This is a genomic window from Micromonospora sp. CA-248260, from assembly GCF_050942205.1.
Taxonomy (GTDB): Bacteria; Actinomycetota; Actinomycetes; order Mycobacteriales; family Micromonosporaceae; genus Micromonospora; species Micromonospora antibiotica.
The window spans coordinates 3,500,083-3,519,524 of sequence record NZ_CP192021.1 but is presented as its reverse complement, the minus strand read 5'-3'; the positions used below and the strand labels follow the sequence as shown (position 1 = coordinate 3,519,524).

At 71.3% G+C, this 19,442-nt stretch carries 18 protein-coding genes and 1 riboswitch; of the genes, 8 read left to right on the top strand and 10 right to left on the bottom strand.

Translation table 11 applies throughout. The features are described from left to right. Window positions 1-134 precede the first annotated feature (134 nt). Complete coding sequence (locus ACQP2H_RS15545; protein ID WP_357533427.1) at window positions 135-914, top strand: endonuclease/exonuclease/phosphatase family protein; 780 nt, start codon at window positions 135-137, stop codon at window positions 912-914. Between the two features lie 11 nt (window positions 915-925). Here the strand turns inward: ACQP2H_RS15545 and ACQP2H_RS15540 are convergent, their stop codons facing one another. The 3 genes from ACQP2H_RS15540 to ACQP2H_RS15530 all read right to left on the bottom strand — a co-directional run bounded on the left by ACQP2H_RS15540 (window position 926) and on the right by ACQP2H_RS15530 (window position 4,341). Next, the gene (locus tag ACQP2H_RS15540; protein WP_433233321.1) at window positions 926-1,822 is read right to left on the bottom strand and encodes a bifunctional 5,10-methylenetetrahydrofolate dehydrogenase/5,10-methenyltetrahydrofolate cyclohydrolase; all 897 of its coding nucleotides are present in this window, start codon (window positions 1,820-1,822) and stop codon (window positions 926-928) included. Window positions 1,823-1,835: 13 nt separating this feature from the next. Next, window positions 1,836-1,917: riboswitch (ZMP/ZTP riboswitch) on the bottom strand. Window positions 1,918-2,010: 93 nt separating this feature from the next. After that, entirely contained in the window at window positions 2,011-2,940 is a 930-nt protein-coding gene (locus ACQP2H_RS15535; protein ID WP_219462055.1) for a hypothetical protein, read from the bottom strand. Window positions 2,941-3,015: 75 nt separating this feature from the next. Next, on the bottom strand, window positions 3,016-4,341 hold the full coding sequence (locus ACQP2H_RS15530) for a PLP-dependent aminotransferase family protein (RefSeq protein WP_433233319.1): 1,326 nt from the start codon (window positions 4,339-4,341) through the stop codon (window positions 3,016-3,018). 218 nt (window positions 4,342-4,559) lie between these two features. Here ACQP2H_RS15530 and ACQP2H_RS15525 point away from each other — a divergent pair, with 218 nt between their 5' ends. Next, on the top strand, window positions 4,560-6,458 hold the full coding sequence (locus tag ACQP2H_RS15525; protein WP_219462051.1) for a hypothetical protein: 1,899 nt from the start codon (window positions 4,560-4,562) through the stop codon (window positions 6,456-6,458). Here ACQP2H_RS15525 and ACQP2H_RS15520 read toward each other — a convergent pair. From ACQP2H_RS15520 to ACQP2H_RS15510, 3 genes are all read right to left on the bottom strand, one after another. Further along, on the bottom strand, window positions 6,443-7,447 hold the full coding sequence (locus ACQP2H_RS15520) for a tyrosine-type recombinase/integrase (RefSeq protein WP_219462049.1): 1,005 nt from the start codon (window positions 7,445-7,447) through the stop codon (window positions 6,443-6,445). The genes ACQP2H_RS15525 and ACQP2H_RS15520 overlap by 16 nt on opposite strands. Window positions 7,448-7,984: 537 nt before the next feature. Further along, a complete protein-coding gene (locus ACQP2H_RS15515; RefSeq protein WP_433233317.1) occupies window positions 7,985-8,911 on the bottom strand; it encodes a Vgb family protein in 927 nt (308 codons plus the stop codon). Between the two features lie 91 nt (window positions 8,912-9,002). After that, a complete protein-coding gene (locus tag ACQP2H_RS15510; RefSeq protein WP_219462046.1) occupies window positions 9,003-9,731 on the bottom strand; it encodes an SDR family NAD(P)-dependent oxidoreductase in 729 nt (242 codons plus the stop codon). Window positions 9,732-9,876: 145 nt separating this feature from the next. On the opposite strand from ACQP2H_RS15510, the gene ACQP2H_RS15505 reads away from it, so the two are divergent. Further along, window positions 9,877-10,338: a peroxiredoxin gene (locus tag ACQP2H_RS15505; RefSeq protein ID WP_433233314.1), complete on the top strand. Its 462-nt coding sequence runs from the start codon at window positions 9,877-9,879 to the stop codon at window positions 10,336-10,338. A 67-nt stretch (window positions 10,339-10,405) separates the two neighbouring features. After that, complete coding sequence (locus tag ACQP2H_RS15500; protein WP_208565926.1) at window positions 10,406-11,110, top strand: hypothetical protein; 705 nt, start codon at window positions 10,406-10,408, stop codon at window positions 11,108-11,110. A 154-nt stretch (window positions 11,111-11,264) separates the two neighbouring features. Here the strand turns inward: ACQP2H_RS15500 and ACQP2H_RS15495 are convergent, their stop codons facing one another. From ACQP2H_RS15495 to ACQP2H_RS15485, 3 genes are all read right to left on the bottom strand, one after another. Next, window positions 11,265-12,467 (bottom strand): GNAT family N-acetyltransferase, encoded by a 1,203-nt coding sequence (locus tag ACQP2H_RS15495; RefSeq protein WP_433233312.1) that lies wholly within the window; start codon window positions 12,465-12,467, stop codon window positions 11,265-11,267. Window positions 12,468-12,583: 116 nt separating this feature from the next. Next, window positions 12,584-13,582, bottom strand: a complete 999-nt coding sequence (cydB, locus tag ACQP2H_RS15490; protein ID WP_433233310.1) for a cytochrome d ubiquinol oxidase subunit II — start codon at window positions 13,580-13,582, stop codon at window positions 12,584-12,586. Window positions 13,583-13,596: 14 nt separating this feature from the next. Next, window positions 13,597-15,003 carry a cytochrome ubiquinol oxidase subunit I gene (locus tag ACQP2H_RS15485; protein WP_208565929.1) on the bottom strand — a complete coding sequence of 469 codons (1,407 nt, stop codon included), beginning with the start codon at window positions 15,001-15,003 and terminating at the stop codon, window positions 13,597-13,599. Window positions 15,004-15,175: 172 nt separating this feature from the next. Here ACQP2H_RS15485 and ACQP2H_RS15480 point away from each other — a divergent pair, with 172 nt between their 5' ends. From ACQP2H_RS15480 to ACQP2H_RS15465, 4 genes are all read left to right on the top strand, one after another. Further along, window positions 15,176-15,952: a lysophospholipid acyltransferase family protein gene (locus ACQP2H_RS15480; RefSeq protein WP_433233308.1), complete on the top strand. Its 777-nt coding sequence runs from the start codon at window positions 15,176-15,178 to the stop codon at window positions 15,950-15,952. 69 nt (window positions 15,953-16,021) lie between these two features. Next, window positions 16,022-16,789, top strand: a complete 768-nt coding sequence (locus ACQP2H_RS15475; protein WP_433233306.1) for a glycerophosphodiester phosphodiesterase — start codon at window positions 16,022-16,024, stop codon at window positions 16,787-16,789. 15 nt (window positions 16,790-16,804) lie between these two features. Then, window positions 16,805-18,196 (top strand): MFS transporter, encoded by a 1,392-nt coding sequence (locus tag ACQP2H_RS15470; protein WP_219462033.1) that lies wholly within the window; start codon window positions 16,805-16,807, stop codon window positions 18,194-18,196. Between the two features lie 45 nt (window positions 18,197-18,241). Next, the gene (locus tag ACQP2H_RS15465; protein WP_208565933.1) at window positions 18,242-18,958 is read left to right on the top strand and encodes a thymidine kinase; all 717 of its coding nucleotides are present in this window, start codon (window positions 18,242-18,244) and stop codon (window positions 18,956-18,958) included. Window positions 18,959-18,968: 10 nt separating this feature from the next. On the opposite strand, the gene ACQP2H_RS15460 is transcribed toward ACQP2H_RS15465, so the two are convergent. After that, window positions 18,969-19,427 carry an Rv0361 family membrane protein gene (locus ACQP2H_RS15460; RefSeq protein ID WP_219462031.1) on the bottom strand — a complete coding sequence of 153 codons (459 nt, stop codon included), beginning with the start codon at window positions 19,425-19,427 and terminating at the stop codon, window positions 18,969-18,971. Window positions 19,428-19,442 lie beyond the last annotated feature (15 nt).

Sequence of the window (19,442 nt, the reverse complement as noted above, 5' to 3'; positions counted from 1 at the left end):
TCAAGTGGCCCACCTCACCGCCCACGTCGCCGCCGCAGCCACACCCCCACCACACCCAACGCCACGAACACCAACACCGAACAACACAACAACTTGATCATTCGGTAACTGTGCCACGGACGTAGGGTGCACAGGTGCGCCTGGCGACCTTCAACCTGCTACACGGCCGCTCCCTGACCGACGGGCTCGTCGACCCCGCCCGGCTCACCGCCGCCGTCCACGCCCTCGACGCCGACATCCTCGCCCTCCAGGAAGTCGACCGCGACCAGTCCCGCAGCGGCCACCACGACCTCACCACCCTCGCCGCCCAGGCCCTCGACGCCCCCGAACACCGCTTCGCCGCCGCCGTCGTCGGCACCCCCGGCGAACACTTCCGCCCCCTACGCCACGACGACGACGGCCACGGCGAACCCTGCTACGGCATCGGCCTGATCAGCCGCCACCGGGTCCGCAGCTGGCACGTCACCCGCCTCAACCCCGCACCCGTCCGCTCACCCATCTACGTCCCCGGCCCCGGCGGCGGCCTCATCCTCCTGCGCGACGAACCCCGCGTCGTCCTCGCCGCCGTCCTCGACACCCCCCACGGCCCCCTCACCGTCGCCGCCACCCACCTGTCCTTCGTCCCCGGCTGGAACGCCCACCAACTCCGCCGCGCCGTCCGCGCCCTACGCGCCCTACCCGCCCCCCGCATCCTCCTCGGCGACCTCAACCTCCCCGCCGGCCCCGCCCGCCTCCTCACCGGCTGGCAACCCCTGGCCCGCCGCCCCACCTACCCCGCCACCGCACCCCGCGTGCAACTCGACCACATCCTCGCCGACCCCCACGACCGGCACCTCCTACCCCCCGTCACCGCCACCGACAACCCACGCTCCACCATCTCCGACCACCGCCCCCTCGTCGTCGACCTCGGCTGACCCACCACCGGTCACCCCCGACCCGCAGCCCGCTGCGCCGCCCGCAACGCATTACGGAACAGCATCGCCACCGTCGTCGGACCCACCCCACCCACCCGAGGCGTGATCGCCCCCGCCACCCGCGCACACGCCTCGTCCACATCCGGCAACAACCGGCGACCCGCATACCGCACCCCACCACCCACCACCACCGCACCCGGACGCACATGCTCCGGCCGCACGATCCCCGGCACCCCCACCGCCGCCACCAGAATCTCCGCCCGCCGCGTGTACCGCGGCCAGTCCGCCACCCCCGTGTGCACCACCGTCACCGCCGCATTCGCCGTCGGCCGCTTCTGCGCCAACAACATCGCCAACGGACGACCCAACGTCGCACCCCGACCCAGCACCACCACCTCCCGCCCCGCCACCGGCACCCCGTGGAACGCCAACAACGCCTCGACCCCCGCCGGCGTACACGGCAACGGCCCCGGCAACCCCAACGCCAACCGGCCCATGTTCACCGGATGCATCCCGTCCACGTCGGAATCCGGATCCAACACCTCCAACGCCCGGTCGTAATCCAGATGCCCCGGAACCGGATGCTGCACCAACACCGCATGCACCCCGGCATCGTCGTTGAGATCCCGCAACACCCGATGCAGATCCGCCTGCGTCGCCGACCCCGGCAACCGCACATGCGGCGACGCGAAACCCAACTCCGCCGCCTGCCGGGACTTGATCCGGATATACCCGACACTCGCGTCGTCGTCACCGACCAGCACCGTCGCCAACGACGGCACCACCCCGACCGCCCGCAACGCCGCCACCCCCTCGGCGACCTCGGCGAGAATCCGCTCCGCCACCGGCCCACCCGGCAACAACCGGGCCGTACCAGACGTGGGGGAGGGGCAAGAGGAAACAGACATGGCACACCTCGACCACGAAGGCCCAGGCGGTCGACCTCCGCGACGAGCTCCCCGATGGTTGACCCATCCCCGTGCCGCCAGTCGCATCCACCCCCACCATGCCACACCCCACCGCCCACCGGGCCCCGCCACCCCACACGCGCCGGGCCCGGCCGCCACACGACGACCGGGCCCCACTGACCGACCTGCTACGAGACCGTGATCTGCGCGACCCCACCAGCCGGATTGCTGATGATGCCGACCATCGACCGACGACACGACCCGATGACCGGATCGTTCGCACACCCCGGGGCGCTGTAGTCCACCGCCACCACCTGGATCCGGTGATTGGCCACCGTCGGCGAGTAGTTGAACGGCGAACCCACCGGACAGCTGCTGCCACTCCACTGCGAACCCAACAGACCCAGATCCGTCCAGACACCCCCGGCGTCCATGTCGTTGATCCAGATGCGCAGCGGCCGCCGGTCGTTGTGACAGTTGTACGTCAACAACGTCCGCACCCCCGTCGCCCCCGAATCCGGCGGCGTGACCATCGCATCACCCGACCAGATCAGGTTGACCCCCCACGGCCGGCTGCCATACACCACATAGTCGTTACGGCTGCGATTGAACAACGCCTGACCACCCGCCGTGGTGATCACGTTCCACTCGTAGACCGCAGTGGCCGACCAGACCAGGTCGATGCCCCAGCTCTGCGCACCCCACCGCAGGTAACCCCCGCCCGGAACCCGCAACGCCACCTTCGTGGTGTTCGTGATCGGCGCGTTCGTCGGCAGACCCTCCCCGTACACCTCCCACCGCGAATTCGGCCAGTCGGTCCAGTTCAGATTGATGCCGTAGTCGCGCTCCGCGTACCGCAGCGCCTTGAGACCATTGCTCTGGTTACGCATCGGGCCGTACCCACCACTCCACGTCGGCAGGCCCTCCCAGTCGACGACCGCACTCGGCGGCGTCGCCAACACACCCGACCCCGCCGACACCGGGACCGCTGACACACCCGACCCCGCCGACACCGGGACCGCTGACACACCCGACCCGGCCGACGCCGGCACCGCACCGGTCAACCCGGCGAGGACCACCGCCACCAGCAGGCAGAGCACTCTGTGAACACGGGACATGTCTCCTCCGAATCAGGACACCAGCACGGACACCCCTAACGGCGTTCCACCCCGTGCCACCCCGTTCCGGCCCCCTCAGTACGCCGCACCCACCTCCTCCGGCGCCCCCCGCGCAATCGCCGCCAGCAACGCCACACTGCCCCGCAACGTCTCCACATCCGGCGACGACGTCGACAACCGCACCGCATCCGGCACCGGCACCCCCACCACCGCATAGTCGGCCGCCGGACTGATCACCACCCGCTGCCGGGCCGCAGCCGACACGAACGCCCCCGTCGACCACCCACCCGGCAACCGCCACCACACGTGGTACGACCGAGGATCAGCACGCACGTCGAACCCGGCCAGCACCTCCGCCACCACCGCCTGCCGCAACCGCGCGTCCTGCTGCTTGAGCCGCACGATCCGCTGCGCCGTACCATCAGCCAACACCGCCGTCGCACACGCCAACGCCACACCCGGCACCCCCCACGTACCGGAACGCACCGCCGCCGCGACCCGCCCGGCCAACCCCGCCGGACACACCAGCAACCCCAGATTGAGCCCCGCACCCACCCGCTTGGACAAACTGTCCACCAGGATCGTCTGCTCCGGAGCATGCGCGGCCAACGGCAACTCCTCGTCGTGCAGAAACGAATTGATCCGATCCTCGATCGCGACCAGACCCAACCGCGCGAGCCGCCCACCCAACTCGATGCGCCGCGCCGCCGACATCGTCACCCCCAACGGGTTGTGCAACGTGGGCTGAAGGTAGACCGCCGCGAGCGGCGCCCGACGATGCGCCTGCTCCAACGCCGACGCACTCAACCCCTCCCCATCCATACCGATCGGCACCAACGTCACACCGTGCCGCGCCGCGATCGTCTTCACCACCGGATACGTCAACTCCTCCACCCCGAGCCGCTGCCCCGGCGCCACCAACGCCACCATGGCCGCCGCGATCGCCTGCCGCCCACTACCGGTGAACAACAACCGCTCAGAGTCCACCACCCACCCCGGCCGGGACAGGAAGGACGCACCGACCCGCCGCGACTCCCGCGACCCGGTCACCGGCACCGGATGCATCGCCGCCTCCAGGCCCGGCGGTGCCAACACCCGCCCCAACGCCCGCGCCACCATCGACGACTGCCCCGGCAACACCGGAAAGTTGGCCTCCAGATCGACCAGGTCCGCGTCCCCCGACCGCACCGAGAAATCCACCACGAACGTGCCCCGACCCACCGCCCCGGCCACCAGACCCCGCCGCGCGAGCTCCTGATAGACCCGGGCCGCCGTCGACACCGCCATCCCGTGACGCCGGGCGAACTCCCGCTGGGGCAGCAGCCGCTGCCCCGGCCGCATCCGCCCGGACCGGATATCAGCCGCCACCGCATCGGCCACCAGCCGGAAATCGTCCCGCACCGTCACCCCTCACCTCCACCGAACCCTGCCCGCACCGCGCCCCCGCAACACCTCCGAGCAATCCGACCACAACCTCGGTGCAATCAACAGACACCCAGCCACGCAAAACCCCCCAATGTCGGATTCCCGGCCGCGAACGCAGTTGACGCCACCAACCAAACCGATGCGAGACTCACCTCAATCACCCCATTGACTCGGTTCATTGAGAGGTGTGACCCGTGAGGACACCCACCACATCCACCCACCCCACCGAACTGCTACGCCGCGCCACCGATGCCCTGTGGACCGACGGCGACCTCACCACCAGCCGCATCCACTTCGACGCCGCCTACCGCGCCGCAGAAGCCACCGGCGACCACCACACCCGCACCCTCGCCGTCACCGGCATGGGCGGCCTCTGGGTCCACGAACACCGCACCACCAGCGACGCCACCCTCCTGCTCCACCGCCTCCACCACGCCATCGCCACCACCGACCCCCACACCCCCCTCGGCATCCGACTACGCGCCCGACTCGCCGCCGAACAGGACTACCGCACCGCCACCCACAACGACACCCTCACCCTCGTCACCCAGGCCCGCGCCACCGGCGACCCCGTCGCCCTCACCGAAACCGCAAGCCTCGCCCACCACTGCCTCCTCGGCCCCGACCACACCCGACTACGCCACGAACTCAGCCAGGACGCCCTCACCGCCGCCCTCGCCACCGGCCGCCCCAGCGACCTCACGGTCGCCCTCCTCTGGCGCACCGTCGACCAGTTCCTCGACACCGACCCCCAAGCCGAACGCAGCCTCGCCGAACTCCACACCCACCTCACCCACCACAACCACCTCGCCGTGTCCTACGTCGCCCACGCCATCGACGTCATGCTCACCATCCGCGCCGGCAAACTCACCGAAGCCCGCGCCCGCGCCGCCACCTGCGCCCAACGCGGCACCACCGCCGGCGACGCCGACACCACCGGCTGGCACGGCGCCCACCTCACCACCATCGCCTGGTACCAAGGCCACCTCGCCGACCACCTCCCGATGCTGCGCGCACTGGCCGTCTCACCCACCCTCAGCACCGTCGACCACTCCTACCAGGCAGCACTCGCCGTCGCCTCCGCCCTCGCCGGACACCGCCGCGAAGCCACCGCCGCCCTCGCCCGCCTCCACGGCAACGACCTCACCACCCTGCCCCGCTCCAGCAGCTGGCTCGTCACCCTCCACGGCATCGTCGAAGCAGCCCACCTCCTCGACGACGGTCACCTCGCCACCGAGGCATACGACCTCCTCACCCCCTACGCCGACCGACCCATGCTCGCCAGCCTCGCCATCACCTGCTTCGGCAGCACCCAACACACCCTCGGCACCGCCGCCCTCACCGCCGGGGAAACCGACCGCGCCATCACCCACCTCCACGCCGCAGTACACGACAACCTCAGACTCGGCCACCTCCCCGCCGCCACCCTCTCCCGCGCCCGACTGGCCCAGGCCCTCGACCAACGCTCCGGCCAACACGACCGCCGAGAAGCCGAACGACAACGCCAACTCGCCCACACCGACGCCACCGAACTCGGCATGACCCTCCCCACCCCACCACCACGCCCACACACCCCCCACCGCCCCCACATCCGATGCCACCGCCACGGCCGACACTGGCAACTCACCCTCGGCCACCGCACCGCCACCATCGACGACTGCGTCGGCGCCCGATACCTCGCCATCCTCATCGCCAACCCCGGACACGACATCCCCGCCATCCAACTCGCCGGCGACGCAGCGGACACCACCACCGACCGCCAACCCGTCCTCGACGACACCGCCAAACGGGCCTACCGGCGACGACTACGCGACCTCGACACCACCATCGACGAAGCCGACAACGCCCACGACCCGCACCGCGCCGAACAGGCCCGCACCGAACGCCAGTGGCTCATCGACGAACTCGCCGCCCGCACCGGACTCCACGGTCGCGACCGCACCTTCACCGGCAACACCGAACGGGCCCGCATCGCCGTCGGCAAGGCCATCCGCCGCGCCCTGGACCGCATCACCACCAGCGACCCCGTACTCGGCGACCACCTACGCACCACGATCAGCACCGGCACCCGCTGCTCCTACCGCCCGAGCTGATCCGACACCAACCCCACCAACACCCGGTTCGTCCGGTTCGACCGCACCGCCGCCCGTTGCTGACCCGCCGTCACCTCGATGTACGTCTGCGACGACGCCAACGACGCGTGCCCCAACAACCGCATGATCTCCGCCGCCCCCGCCCCGTCCTCGGCCAACCGGGTGGCGAACGTGTGCCGCAACGCGTGCAACCGGGCCCCCGCCGGCACCCGGTCGGTGATCCCCGCCCGCCGGTAACAGGAATCCACCAGGTACTGCAACCCGCCCCGACGCAGCGGATCACCCTGCCGGTCAACCAACAACACCCCGTCCGGGCGTACGCTGCGCGCCCCGAACCGCCGCCGCCGACTGTCCAGGTAGGCCGACACCACCTCGTCCAACTCCGGCTCCACCGGCACCACCCTCGGCCGGCCACCCTTACCGGCCACCGCCACCCGCCGCTCACCGGCCCGCCCCGACACCGACGACACCCGCAACGCCAGCAGCTCCGCCAGGCGCAGCCCCGCGCACAACGCCAACGCCAGCACCGCGACGTCCCGCTCCGGCCACGGATCACGCTGCCGCCCGTCCTCCCGCGACACCGACGCCAGCAGCAACTCCGGGGTGTCCTCACCGCGCAACGGCTTGGGCTGGGGGAGCGGGGTACGGGGACGCCCCACCGCCGGCATCGGGTTGCCCGCCACCACCTGCTCGGCCACCAGGAACGAGAAGAACCCGTTCCAGCTCGACCAGGCCCGGTGCACCGACGCCGCCGCCCGGGGTGCGGCGAACCGGGCGAACGCCGCCCGCATCACCCGGGGGGAGAGGGCGGAGATCATCAGGGCGTCCAGGGGCAGGGCAGGGGAGTGCTCCGCGCCGGCCAACGCCGCGACGCTGCGCAGGTCCCGCCGGTAGGCATCCTGGGTGTGCGGGGAGGGCTTACGGGTGGCCCGCGCGGTCAGGAACTCCTCGATGAGTCGTTCAACCGATTCGTGCCGAATGTCATGCATAAGGGATATTATGCAGCTTTCTCGGGTTCATGGCCACCGGGAAGGGGAGTGGCGCGCGGGACGCATGCCGTCGGGCGGATCCCGGCCACACGCTGCCGAAACCGGTCCGGCCCTCCGTGCCGGTCCGTGCGCCACCTGAGGTGGCCACGGGCTGCTCACCGGGCTCGTGATGCCGCTGCTCAGACGGCGGCCAGGAGCGGCTCGCCAGCCGGGGTCCGGGTTTCGTGCCCGCCAGGCCGGACGGCGGTCGACCCATGACGGCGACCGCACCGGCAGCCACGTCGCCACCCATGGTCACGCCGCAGGCGCGGACCATGGGAGGAGCGCCCCGATCCGGTCAACTTTACATAATGTGCATTATCGAATTCTTGGAGAGGGGTCGGCCCGGCAGGTCGACGACCGTTCGGCGTTCAGCCCGGTGGCCCGCAGCGCAGCGTCGGTCGGCCCGGCAGTGTGCGACGGGTGCGTCGCCGTGCGGTTCCGGAGAGGAACCAGGGAGATCGGCGGGCCGGGCGCGGTGTCCGTCTCGGCGTCGGGTCAGCGGGTCGCGCTGTTTCCCTTCTCGACCGCGACCAGGGATCCGCTCTCCATCGCCACCCACACCAGGCGGTCCTCGACCCACAGGCCGTGCGGTTCCCGCCCGGGCAACTGGTGGAGGGTCACGTCTGCGTCCGCGGTGATCCGGGCCAACTGGGCGGTGCCCCAGAGGGTGACCCAGCATCCGCCGTCGGTGTCGGCCGCGACGGCGTGGGGCCGACAGGCGGGGTCGGCGAAGCTGATCTTCTCTGTCGAGCCGGACGAGTCGACCCTGCCGACGCAGCCGCCGGCGATGTCCGCGTACCAGATCCCCGTGGCGCAGGCGGCGATGCCGACCGGTGCGGCCGGTGCCCGGCCGCCGGGTAGTTCGACGGTCCGTACCGCGCCGTCGTGCACGTAGGCGAGGGCGCCGGCAGCGTTGAGCGCGACCCACGGTCGTCCCGCGTCGTCGACGGTGAGCATCGCCGCCCGCGCGTCGGGAATCGGCAGGTCGAGCATGGTGATGTCCCCCGATGTGGTGACGATCCTGCCGATCTGGTTGAGCCCGGGTGCGGTGAACCAGACCTCCCCGTCCGGTGCGGCGGCGATGCCGTAGGGCGCTGAGCCGGGTGCCAGGTCGATCACCGTGTGGTCGCCGTGGAGGTCTCGGCGGCTGAGCCGGTCGTCGGTGCTGGTGCACCAGAGCGCGCCGTCGGGGGCGACGGTCAGCTGCATCGGATGGCCGTGGCTGTGTGGGAGGCGTTCGTGGCGCACCGCGGAGGTGGTCCCACCGCCGGTGGCGGTGTCCGCGGGATCGAATCGTGCGAGTCCCGGCGGGGTCACCAGTGTCATCCACAGGTTCCCGGTGGTGTCCCCGGTCACGGCGTACGGGGCCCAGCCCGGTGGCAGGACCACCTCGCGGTGCGGCGCTGTCTCAAGTGGTGACATCAGCTCTCCTTAAATGCTACGGATGTAGCATTAGCTGCCTGCGTCGGGTGCGCAAGTCCCTTTCCGTGCCCCTGGGCGAGCACCGGGCCGGCTACAGGCCGCCGGCGACGCGCAGCACGGTGCCCGTGGTGTAGGTGGCGTCGGGGCCGAGCAGCCAGGCGACGGCGCCGGCGACCTCGTCGGGCTCGCCGGCGCGGCCCAGTGGGATGCGCCCGGCGGCGGTGTCGGGTCGGTCGGGTACGCCGGAGTCGGCGTGGATGTCGGTGCGGATGATGCCGGGGGCGACGGCGTTGACCCGGATGCCGCGGGGGGCGAGTTCCTTGGCCAGACCGATGGTGAGGGTGTCGGTGGCGGCTTTGACGGCGGCGTAGTGGACGTACTCCCCCGGGCTGCCGAGGGTGGCGGCGGCGGAGGAGATGTTGACGATGGCTCCGCCGGAGGTGAGTCGGCGGGCGGCCTGTTGGGCGCAGAGGACGTAGCCGATGAGGTTGACGTCGACGACCCGGCGCAGGTCGTCGGGGCGCAGGTCGGTGAAGGGGCCGATGGGGCTGGTGACACCGGCGTTGTTGACCAGGGCGGTGAGGGGGCCGAGGTCGGCGGCGGCGGTGAAGAGGCGGTCGATGTGGGTCGGGTCGGTGGTGTCGGCGGGGACGGCGACGGCGCGGCGGCCGAGGCGGTGGATGTCGGCGGTGACGGTGGCCGCGGCGGCGTGGTCGCGGCGGTAGCCGATGACGAGGTGGTGGCCTTCGGTGGCGAGTCGGCGGGCGGTGGCGGCGCCGATGCCGCGGCTGCCGCCGGTGATGATGGTGACCGGAGTCAATGCGGTACTCCCCCTGTGGGCCTGGCGTGCGGTGGGCCGACGGTACCGCGGGTGGGCGGGGTGCACGGGTTGCGGTGCGGTGGTGGGTGGGTTGGTGGGTCGATCGCTTACGCTCACCGCGTTTCGGACGGACCGGTGGAGGTGTGTGGTGGGTGTGAGTGTCGGCGATCTGGTGGAGGATTTCGAGCTGCCGGATCAGACGGGTACGCCGCGGCGGTTGTCGGAGTTGTTGGCGTCGGGGCCGGTGGTGTTGTTCTTCTATCCGGCGGCGATGACCCGGGGGTGCACGGCGGAGAGTTGCCATTTCCGGGATCTGGCGGCGGAGTTCGCGGCGGTGGGTGCGCAGCGGGTGGGGATCAGTCGGGATCCGGTGGCGAAGCAGGCTGAGTTCTCCCGGTTGCACGGGTTCGACTATCCGTTGTTGTCGGATGTCGAGGGTGTGGTGGCGCAGGCTTTCGGGGTGCGGCGGCGGTTGCCGTTGGGGCCGTTGAGCACCCGGCGGATGACGTTCGTGATCGGGGTGGATCGGCGGGTGCTGGCGGTGGTGCACAGCGAGTTGGGGATGAACGAGCACGCCGACGAGGCGTTGCGGGTGCTGGGGGGTTGATCTTCCGGATGTCGCCGTCGACTGGTATCAAGGCAGGAATGACACACGTGTACGAAAGAGGGTTGTGATGGTGGGCCAGGGTTTGTCCGATGACGAGGTACGCGGCATCCGGGAGGCGTTGACGGCGGGGCGCAAGCCGAAGGTGGTGTTCACCGCGTCGGCGGGGCAGATCGCCGGTCAGGTGGGTCAGGTGGTGGAGCTGACCGATCCGGCGGTGTCCGACGAGTTCGTGGTGGTGCGGTTCGGGCGCGACGAGTTGCCCTTCTCCCCCGCCGATGTGGCGGTGGCGCCGCGGGGGGCGGGTCGTCGGGTGGTGGAGGCGAAGGCGGAGCCGGTGGTGGAGCAGGTGGAGTCGACGGCGAAGGCGGAGCCGGAGTTCGTGCTGGACACCCCCCGGGTGCCGGTGCAGCGGCGGGAGGAGTCGAGGGTGGAGTCGAAGCCGGAGCCGGTGGTGGAGAAGCCGGCGGCGCGTCGGCCGGCGAAGGTGGCGAAGCCGAAGGGTCCGGCGGGGTTGACGGTGACGTTGGCGTACGCCGACGGTGAGTGGACGGTGGCGGCGCAGCAGGGGGCGAAGGCGTTGGCGAAGCCGTACGTGGTCAAGCCGGCGGAGGCGTTGCGGATGGTGGCGCTGGTGGATGTGCCGGGGGTGCAGGAGGCGGTGGAGCAGATCCTGTCGGCGGAGCGGTCGGAGGCGGAGCAGCAGGCGGAGAAGTTGCGGGCGGAGTTGGCGGAGATCGAGGCGCGGTTGGCGGAGTTGCGCGAGGCCCGTTGAGGTTGGTTCGTGGTGGGCGGCCCGGCGGCTGTTGCGGCGGTCGGGGCGTCACCGCGGCGCGGGTGGGTGCGTGTGCCGGGGTGGTGTAGCGGCCGGTGTGGTGCGGTGGGGGCGTTGTGGGCGGTCGCGCGGTGGGTGCCGGAACCTGTGGGGGTCAGAAGTAGTCGCCGAGTTGGGCGGGGCCGGCGGCGGCGAGCAGGTCGAGGGGGGCGGGGTCGGTGCCGGTGGGGTGGTGCAGCAGGCCGGCCTGGGCGATGGTGCGGGCGGTGGCGGCGCCGGTGTAGAGCAGGGCGAAGCCGCGCACGGTGAGGTGCAGGTCGGCGGGGGTGGTGGTGCGGCGTAGGTCGGCGTCGCCGTTGGTGATCTCCAGGTGCCAGGTGCCGGTGTTCCAGTCGGCGAGGGGGTCGTCGAGGGTGAAGGTGGTGGTGCCGTGCAGGTGTGCCGGCCAGCCCCGGTCGCGGATGGCGCGGGTGACGTCGACGGGGCGGTGCATCCAGGTGTCCTGTTCGTGTTCGCGGGCCTTCTCCACGGGCAGGTGGGGGGTGAGGGGGTCGCCGGACAGCAGGGTGAGGCGCAGGGTGGGGGCGACGCTGTGCCAGCTGGCGAGGATGCCGACGAGTTCGCGGGCGGCGTCGGCGGTGGTGGCGGTGAGGTCTTCGATGGTGAGGGTGCCCTGGTCGCCGTAGCCGTCGCGGCGGTTCCAGCCGGCGTAGCCGACGAGGTGGCCGTGGTGTTCGACGAGGGTGAGGCCGTCGTAGGGCAGGGTGTTGGCGGTGGTGTGGCGGGCGCGGTGGTGTTCGTGCAGGGGGCCGGTGCGGGCGAGTAGGCCGCGGCGGTGTCGGGTGGTGTGGGTGTGTAGTTCGTCGACGGCGGTGAGGTCGGCGGGGGTGCCGGGGCGGACGGTGAGGTGTGGGCTGGGCTGGTGGCGGGTGAGCAGGGCGGTGGGTAGGTCGACGGTGCGTAGGGTGCCGGCGGTTTCCCAGCCGCAGGCCCGGTAGGGGGCGGCGACGGTGGGGAAGAGTGCGCTGATGGCGGCGCCCCGGTCGTGTGCGCCGCGCAGCAGGGTGGTGAGTAGGGCGCGGGCGACGCCCCGGCCGCGGGCTTCGGGGGTGACGGCGACGCTGGCGATGTCGGCGGCGGCGACGGTGTGGCCGTCCCACCACTGGTCGTGGTGCAGGTCGACGGCTTTGCCGATGAGGCGGCCGGTGTGGTCGAACGCGCCGTAGCGGGTGGTGCCGGGGGTGTTGGTGGGTGGTGGTGGGGGTTGCGGGTCGGAGCCGAAGGCGGTGCGGCCGAGGTGCCAGGCGGCGGTGGCGTCGTCGTCGGTGAGTTCCCGGACGTGGGGGGTGTGGTGCATGCGGGCGACGATAGCGGTGGGTGGGTGGGGTGGCGATCGGTTTGTGCCGGGGCGCGTTGCGGGGCCGGTGCGACCCCCTCGCCCCGGCCCCGCGTCCCCGCGCCCCTCGCGCGCTTTCAGTGTTGCGGGATGTTCTGTACCCCGATTCGCTTGCGGAACACCCAGTAGGTCCAACCTTGGTAGGCGAGGACGATCGGGGTGAAGATCACCGCCACCCAGGTCATGATTTTCAGGGTGTAGGGGGTGGAGGCGGCGTTGGTGGCGGTGAGGGTGCCGGCGGGGTCCAGGGTCGAGGGCATGACGTTGGGGAACAGGGCGGTGAAGAGGGTGGCCACGGCGAGGGCGATGGCCAGGGCGGTGCCGGTGAACGCCCAGCCTTCGCGGCGTACCCGGGCGGCGGCGAGTGCGCCGAGCAGGGCGAGGGCGGCGGCGGCGGTGAGCACGACGGCGGCCGGGTTGGAGCGGATGGTGAGGGTCCAGGTGAGGAAGGCGACGGCGACGACGGCGGTGCCGGCGCCGAGTCGGACGGCGAGGGTGCCGGCGCGGTGGCGGATGTCGCCGGTGGTCTTGAGGGCGAGGAAGACTGCGCCGTGGGTGAGGAACAGGCCGAGGGTGGTCAGGCCGCCGAGCAGGGCGTAGGGGTGCAGCAGGTCGATCAGGCCGCCGACGTATTCGTGGTCGGCGTCGAGGGGTACGCCGCGGAAGATGTTGGCGAAGGCGACGCCCCAGAGTAGGGCGGGGATGGCGGAGCCCCAGAAGATGGTGTGGTCCCAGCGGCGTTTCCAGGAGGCTTCGGGGCGTTTGTGGCGGTATTCGAAGGCGACGCCGCGGGCGATGAGGGCGAGCAGGATGAGTAGCAGGGGCAGGTAGAAGCCGGAGAAGAGGGTGGCGTACCACTCGGGGAAGGCGGCGAACATGGCGCCGCCGGCGGTGATGAGCCAGACCTCGTTGCCGTCCCAGACGGGGCCGATGGTGTTGATGAGGACGCGGCGTTGCCGGTCGTCGCGGCCGAGGATGGGCAGGAGCATGCCGACGCCGAAGTCGAAGCCTTCGAGGATGAAGTAGCCGGTGAAGAGCACGGCGACGAGGAGAAACCAGATGGTGGTGAGTTCCACGGTGGGGCTCCGGGTCAGTAGGCGAAGGCGAGCGGGCGCTCGGCGTCGTCGGTGTCGTCGGGGGTGGGGGTGACGTCGGGTACGCCGGCGCGGGCGTAGCGGATGAGGAGTTTGAATTCGATGACGGCGAGGACGGCGTAGATGAGGGTGAAGGCGGTGAAGGAGGTGAGGACTTCGGTGAGGGAGACGCTGCGGGAGACGCCGTCGCGGGTGAGCATTTCGCCGAAGACGATCCAGGGTTGGCGGCCCATCTCGGTGAAGATCCAGCCGAAGGAGTTCGCGAGCAGCGGCAGGGCGGGCATGATCAGGCCGGCGCGCAGCAGCCAGCGGTTGGTGGGGGTGCGGCCTTTGCGTTGGGTCCAGAGGATGAGCAGGGCGATGGCGGCGGCGGCGAGTCCGAAGCCGATCATGAAGCGGAAGCTCCAGTAGGTGACCGGGATGATCGGGGTGTAGCTGCCGGGGCCGTACTGGCTGGCGTACTGGGCCTGGAGGTCGTTGATGCCGTGGACGGTGCCGTTGGGGTCGCCGGTGCCGAGGTAGGACAGCAGGTAGGGGATCTTGAGGGCGAAGACCTCGCGGCTGCCGTCGAGGCTGCCGATGGTGAGTACGGAGAACGAGGCGGGGCTCTCGGTGGTGTAGAGGCCCTCGGCGGCGGCCATCTTCATCGGCTGCACCTGGGTCATGATCTTGCCTTGGATGTCGCCGGTGAGCAGGACCAGGGTGGAGGAGATCAGGACGACCCAGGCGCCGAAGCGGGTGGCGTACCGGTAGGCGTCGGTGTCGGGGCTGGTGCGGTGGCGCATGAGGTGCCAGAGGCCGACGGTGGTGACGAGGGAGCCGGCGACGAGGAAGGCGCCGGCGAGGGTGTGCGGGAAGGTGATCAGGGCGACCTTGTTGGTGAGGACGGCGACGAAGTCGGTGAGTTCGGCGCGTCCGGTGTCGGGGTTGAAGCGGTAGCCGACGGGGTTCTGCATGAACGAGTTGGCGGCGAGGATGAAGTAGGCGGACAGGTTGGTGCCGATGGCGGCGGCCCAGATGCTGGCCAGGTGCAGGCGTTTGGGGAGTCGGTCCCAGCCGAAGATCCACAGGCCGATGAAGGTGGATTCGAGGAAGAAGGCGACGAGGGCTTCGATGGCCAGGGGTGCGCCGAAGATGTCGCCGACGAAGCGGGAGTAGTCGGACCAGTTCATGCCGAACTGGAATTCCTGCACGATGCCGGTGACGACGCCCATGGCGAAGTTGATCAGGAAGAGTTTGCCGTAGAACTTGGTGAGTTTGAGGTATTTCTCGTCGCCGGTGCGGTGCCAGCGGGTCTGGAGGATGGCAACCAGGACGGACAGTCCGATGGTCAGTGGTACGAAGAGAAAGTGGTAGACGGTGGTGACACCGAACTGCCAGCGGGCGACGTCCAACGCGTCCACCGAGATCCCCCTGCCGTTAATACTACGAGACGTAGTAAATACTACTGCGTGTCGTAGTTCGGGTGGCAGGGCCGGGGGTCCCGATCCGGCCCGGGACCAATGACCCTGATCACCACAGGCCGCACGACCCGGGTCCGGCCCTCCCCCACACCCGTGCGACCATCGGCGACTGATGGACACCCCGCCCCCCGGCTGGCAGCCACCCCTGTTCTGGCGTGCCGCCCAACTGTTCGCCCGGCTGGTCGTCGCCCTGTTCGCCCGGCTGGAGGTCAGCGGGGACGTCCCCGCGCACCTGCGCCGGGGACCACTGATCCTGGCCGCCAACCACATCAGCCCCTTCGACCCCATCGTGCTGGGCGCCGCCTGCCGCGCCCGGGGCATGGCACCCCGCTTCATGGCCACCGGCGGGCTGTTCCGCACCCCGGGCCTCGGCGCGCTGATGCGCCACGCCGGGCACCTGCGCGTCGACCGGGGCACCACCGGCGTACGCCGGGCGCTCGACGCCGCCGCCGCCGCGGTCACCGCCGGGTCGGTGGTGCTGGTCTACCCGGAGGGACGCATCGGCCTGGACCCCGGCATGTGGCCCGAACGCGGCAAGACCGGCACCGCCCGCCTCGCCATGGCCTGCGCCGCCCCGGTGGTGCCCGTCGCCCAGTGGGGGTCGCACGAGGTGCTGCCCTACCGGGCGCCCCGGGGGATGCTGCGGGCGCTGGCCCGGGCGCTGGTGCGCCGCCCGGTCATCCGGGTCCGCTTCGGTGCGCCGCTGGACCTGCGGGACCTCTCCCCCACCGCACCCGGTGCGGCCCGCCGGGGCACCGACCGGATCATCGACGCCATCACCGACACCCTGGCCCCGCTGCGCGCCGACGAACCCGACCGGCCCCGGCACGTCGACCCGGGCCGCCCCGTCGACACCAGCCGGGTCCACCGCCGCCCCACCGTCAGCTGACCCGCCACCCACGAAACACGTTGCCGGTCGGCCACCCGGGGGTCGCCGCGGACGGGCATACTGCGTTGCGTGCTGATCCGTCCCGGTTTCCTGGACGCCCCCGCCCCGCTGGCCTTCGCCCACCGTGGGGGTGCCGCCGACGGAGACGAGAACACCGTCGCCGCGTTCACCCGGGCCGTCGACCTGGGCTACCGGTACGTGGAGACCGACGTGCACACCACCGCCGACGGGGTGTGCGTGGTCTTCCACGACGCCACCCTGCACCGGGTCACCGGGCAGCGGGGACGCATCGCCGACCTGCGCTGGGCCGACCTGGCGTCGGTGCGGGTCGGCGGTGCGACGGTCGTACCCCGGCTCGACGAGGTGCTGGCCGGGTGGCCGCAGGTCCGGTTCAACATCGACGTCAAGGCCGACGGTGGGGTCGCCCCGGCGGTGGCGGCGGTGACCCGGGCCGGCGCGGCCGACCGGGTGCTGCTGGCGTCGTTCAGTGACGCCCGGCTGGCCCGGTTGCGGGCGGCCACCGCAGGGCGGGTCGCCACCGGGCTGGGCATGCGGGGGGTGGCCCGGCTGTGGTGGGCGTCGCGGCACGGCCGGCCGGTGCGGCTGCCGGAGTCGGTGGTGGCGGTGCAGGTGCCGCCCCGCTACGGCGGGGTGCCGGTGGTCGACCGCCGGTTCCTGGCCTACTGCCACCGGTCGGGGTTGCAGGTGCACGTCTGGACGATCGACGAACCTGCCCAGATGCACGACTTACTGGATCGTGGTGTGGATGGCATCATGACCGATCACGTCGGCGTGCTGCGCGACGTCTACCGCAGCCGCGGCCACTGGGCCGCCTGAGCCCCGAGGACCATGATGGCCGACCCGGTCACCACCCCCACCGCCGTCGACGCCCCGGCGGGTCTGCGCCGGGAACGGCGTGGCTGGTACCTGTACGACTGGGCCAACTCGGCCTTCCAGACGACCGTCATCACGGTCTTCCTCGGCCCGTTCCTCACCACCGTCACCGAGTTGGCGGCCGGCTGCGAACTCGGCGCGGACAGCTGCGACGGGTACGTGCACCCGTTGGGCATCCGGATCGCCGCCGGCTCGTACTACCCGTACCTGATCTCGTTGTCGGTGTTCCTGACCGTGTTCGTGCTGCCCGTGGTGGGGGCGATCGCCGACCGGACCCTGCACAAGAAGCGGCTGCTGGCCGGGGCGGCGTTCACCGGGGCCGGGGCGACCGTCGCGATGGCGTTGGTCACCGGCGAGCGGTACCTGCTCGGTGGGGTGTTGTTCCTGGTCGCCAACATCGCCTTCGGGGCGGCGGTGGTGGTGTACAACTCGTTCCTGCCGCAGCTCGCCGGCCCCGACGAACGTGACGCCGTGTCCAGTCGCGGCTGGGCGATCGGTTACCTCGGTGGTGGTGTGCTGCTGGCGTTGAACCTGGTGGCGGTCACGCTGCTCAGCGAGGACGACAACCCGCAGCGCACCCTGGACCTGGCGCGCTGGTCGATCGTGTCGGCCGGGGTGTGGTGGGCGGTGTTCACCCTGGTGCCGTTGCGGTGGCTGCGCGACCATCCCACCGTCGAGGCGGTACGCGGTGCGGGCCGCAACGTCGTCACCGACGGGTTCCGGCAGCTGGGGCGGACCTTGCGGGAGGTCAAGGCGTACCCGTTGACGTTGTACTTCCTGCTGGCGTTCCTGGTCTACAACGACGGCATCCAGACGGTGATCACCCTGGCCAGCCAGTACGGCACCGAGGAGCTGCGGCTGGGGCAGAGCACCCTGATCGTGACGATCCTGCTGGTGCAGTTCCTCGCCTTCGGTGGGGCGTTGGCGTTGGGGGCGTTGGCCCGGCGCATCGGCGCGTGGAAGACGGTGCTGCTGTCGCTGGTGCTGTGGACCGGGGTGATCATCGGGGCGTTCCGGTTGCCCGCCGAGGCGCCGCTGCCGTTCATGATCCTCGGTGGGGCGATCGGTCTGGTCCTCGGCGGCAGCCAGGCGTTGAGCCGGTCGCTGTTCAGCCAGCTCATCCCCGCCGGCAAGGAGGGCGAGTACTACGGGTTCTACGAGATCAGCGACAAGGGCACCAGTTGGCTCGGCCCACTGGCGTTCGGGTTGGTCTTCCAGCTCACCTCCTCCTACCGGGTGGGTCTGGTGTCGTTGCTGATCTTCTTCGTGGTCGGGTTCGCGTTGTTGGCGGCGGTGCCGATGCGCCGGGCCATCATCGCCGCCGGCAACACCCCGCCCCGGGTGCTCTGACCATCGGCCCGATCCACCCGTGCCGATGGGCTAGGCTGCCCCGACGTGACCGACGACGCCGCTGCCACCCCTACCTGCCTGGCCCGCCCGCTTCCCGGCCCGGATGACGGCGGGGCCGGCTGCGCCGCCGCGCGGGGCGTCGACGGCCGCCCGTTGCACGCCGCCGCGTTGAAGTTCTTCTGGGGTCCGATGGACTGCGGCAAGTCGACGATGGCGTTGCAGATGAACTACAACCACGCCCGGCAGGGGCGGCGGGGGCTGGTCACCACCCGCATCGACAGGTCGTTGGGCCCGCAGGTGACCACCCGCATCGGGTTGGCCCACACGGCGGTGGAGGTGACCGACGAGTTGGACCTGCGGGCCCTGGTCCGCGACACCTGGGCCGAGGGGGTCCGCATCGACTACCTGATCTGCGACGAGGCGTCGTTCTACGACGTGGCGCACGTCGAGCAGATGGCCGAGCTGGTCGACGGCTACGACGTCGACGTGTACGCCTTCGGCCTGGCCACCGACTTCCGGTCCTGCCTGTTCCCGGCCGCCCGGCGGTTGTTCGAACTCGCCGACGAGGTGGCCCGCATCCAGGTGGAGGTGCTGTGCTGGTGCGGCCGGGAGGGCCTGCTCAACGCCCGGGTCGTCGCCGGCCGGGTGGTCCGTGAGGGGGCGCAGGTCGTCATCGGGGACACCGTCGACACCGCCGACGTGCGCTACCAGGTGCTGTGCCGGCGGCACTACCGCTCCGGCGATCTCGGCCCCCGGGCCTGAGCGGACGGGTTCAGTACGGGTCCCCGCAGACCCGCCACCTGCCGTCCTCCTTCACCACCGGCAGTTGACGCTGCTCGGCGGCCCCACCGTCGCGGGTGACCCGCACCGCCACCTCACCGGCGGGCCGACCCCCCTTGGTGCGTACCGACACGTCGAGGATCTCGTAGCCGGTGACCACCGGTGGGGTGCGGACCCACCCGGCGAAACCGATCTCGCTCCACCGGCCCCGGGTCTGCGCGCACAACCGGCGGTAGGCCTGCTCCACCTGCCCCGCGGACAACTCCCGGAAGAACCCGTCGGCGGTCTCCCGCACCGGGCCGGTCGCGCCCACCACGACCTGCGCGTTCCACACGCCCAGCCCGGCCACCCCGACCAGGCACAGGCCGGTGGCGAGGCCACCCAGGAACAGCCCGGTGCGCACCGGGCGGTGCCGCCGCGCCGGTCGGGTCCACGCCTGTTCCACACCCATCACCTGCGACGGTAT

What these genes read in the sequence shown, in the direction of transcription:
- ACQP2H_RS15540 (WP_433233321.1), bottom strand. Translation starts at nt 1,822, where the DNA reads ATGTCTGTTTCCTCTTGCCCCTCCCCCACGTCTGGTACGGCCCGGTTG.
- ACQP2H_RS15535 (WP_219462055.1), bottom strand. Translation starts at nt 2,940, where the DNA reads ATGTCCCGTGTTCACAGAGTGCTCTGCCTGCTGGTGGCGGTGGTCCTC.
- ACQP2H_RS15520 (WP_219462049.1), bottom strand. Translation starts at nt 7,447, where the DNA reads ATGCATGACATTCGGCACGAATCGGTTGAACGACTCATCGAGGAGTTC.
- ACQP2H_RS15515 (WP_433233317.1), bottom strand. Translation starts at nt 8,911, where the DNA reads ATGTCACCACTTGAGACAGCGCCGCACCGCGAGGTGGTCCTGCCACCG.
- ACQP2H_RS15500 (WP_208565926.1), top strand. Translation starts at nt 10,406, where the DNA reads ATGGTGGGCCAGGGTTTGTCCGATGACGAGGTACGCGGCATCCGGGAG.
- ACQP2H_RS15495 (WP_433233312.1), bottom strand. Translation starts at nt 12,467, where the DNA reads ATGCACCACACCCCCCACGTCCGGGAACTCACCGACGACGACGCCACC.
- ACQP2H_RS15480 (WP_433233308.1), top strand. Translation starts at nt 15,176, where the DNA reads ATGGACACCCCGCCCCCCGGCTGGCAGCCACCCCTGTTCTGGCGTGCC.
- ACQP2H_RS15470 (WP_219462033.1), top strand. Translation starts at nt 16,805, where the DNA reads ATGGCCGACCCGGTCACCACCCCCACCGCCGTCGACGCCCCGGCGGGT.
- ACQP2H_RS15460 (WP_219462031.1), bottom strand. Translation starts at nt 19,427, where the DNA reads ATGGGTGTGGAACAGGCGTGGACCCGACCGGCGCGGCGGCACCGCCCG.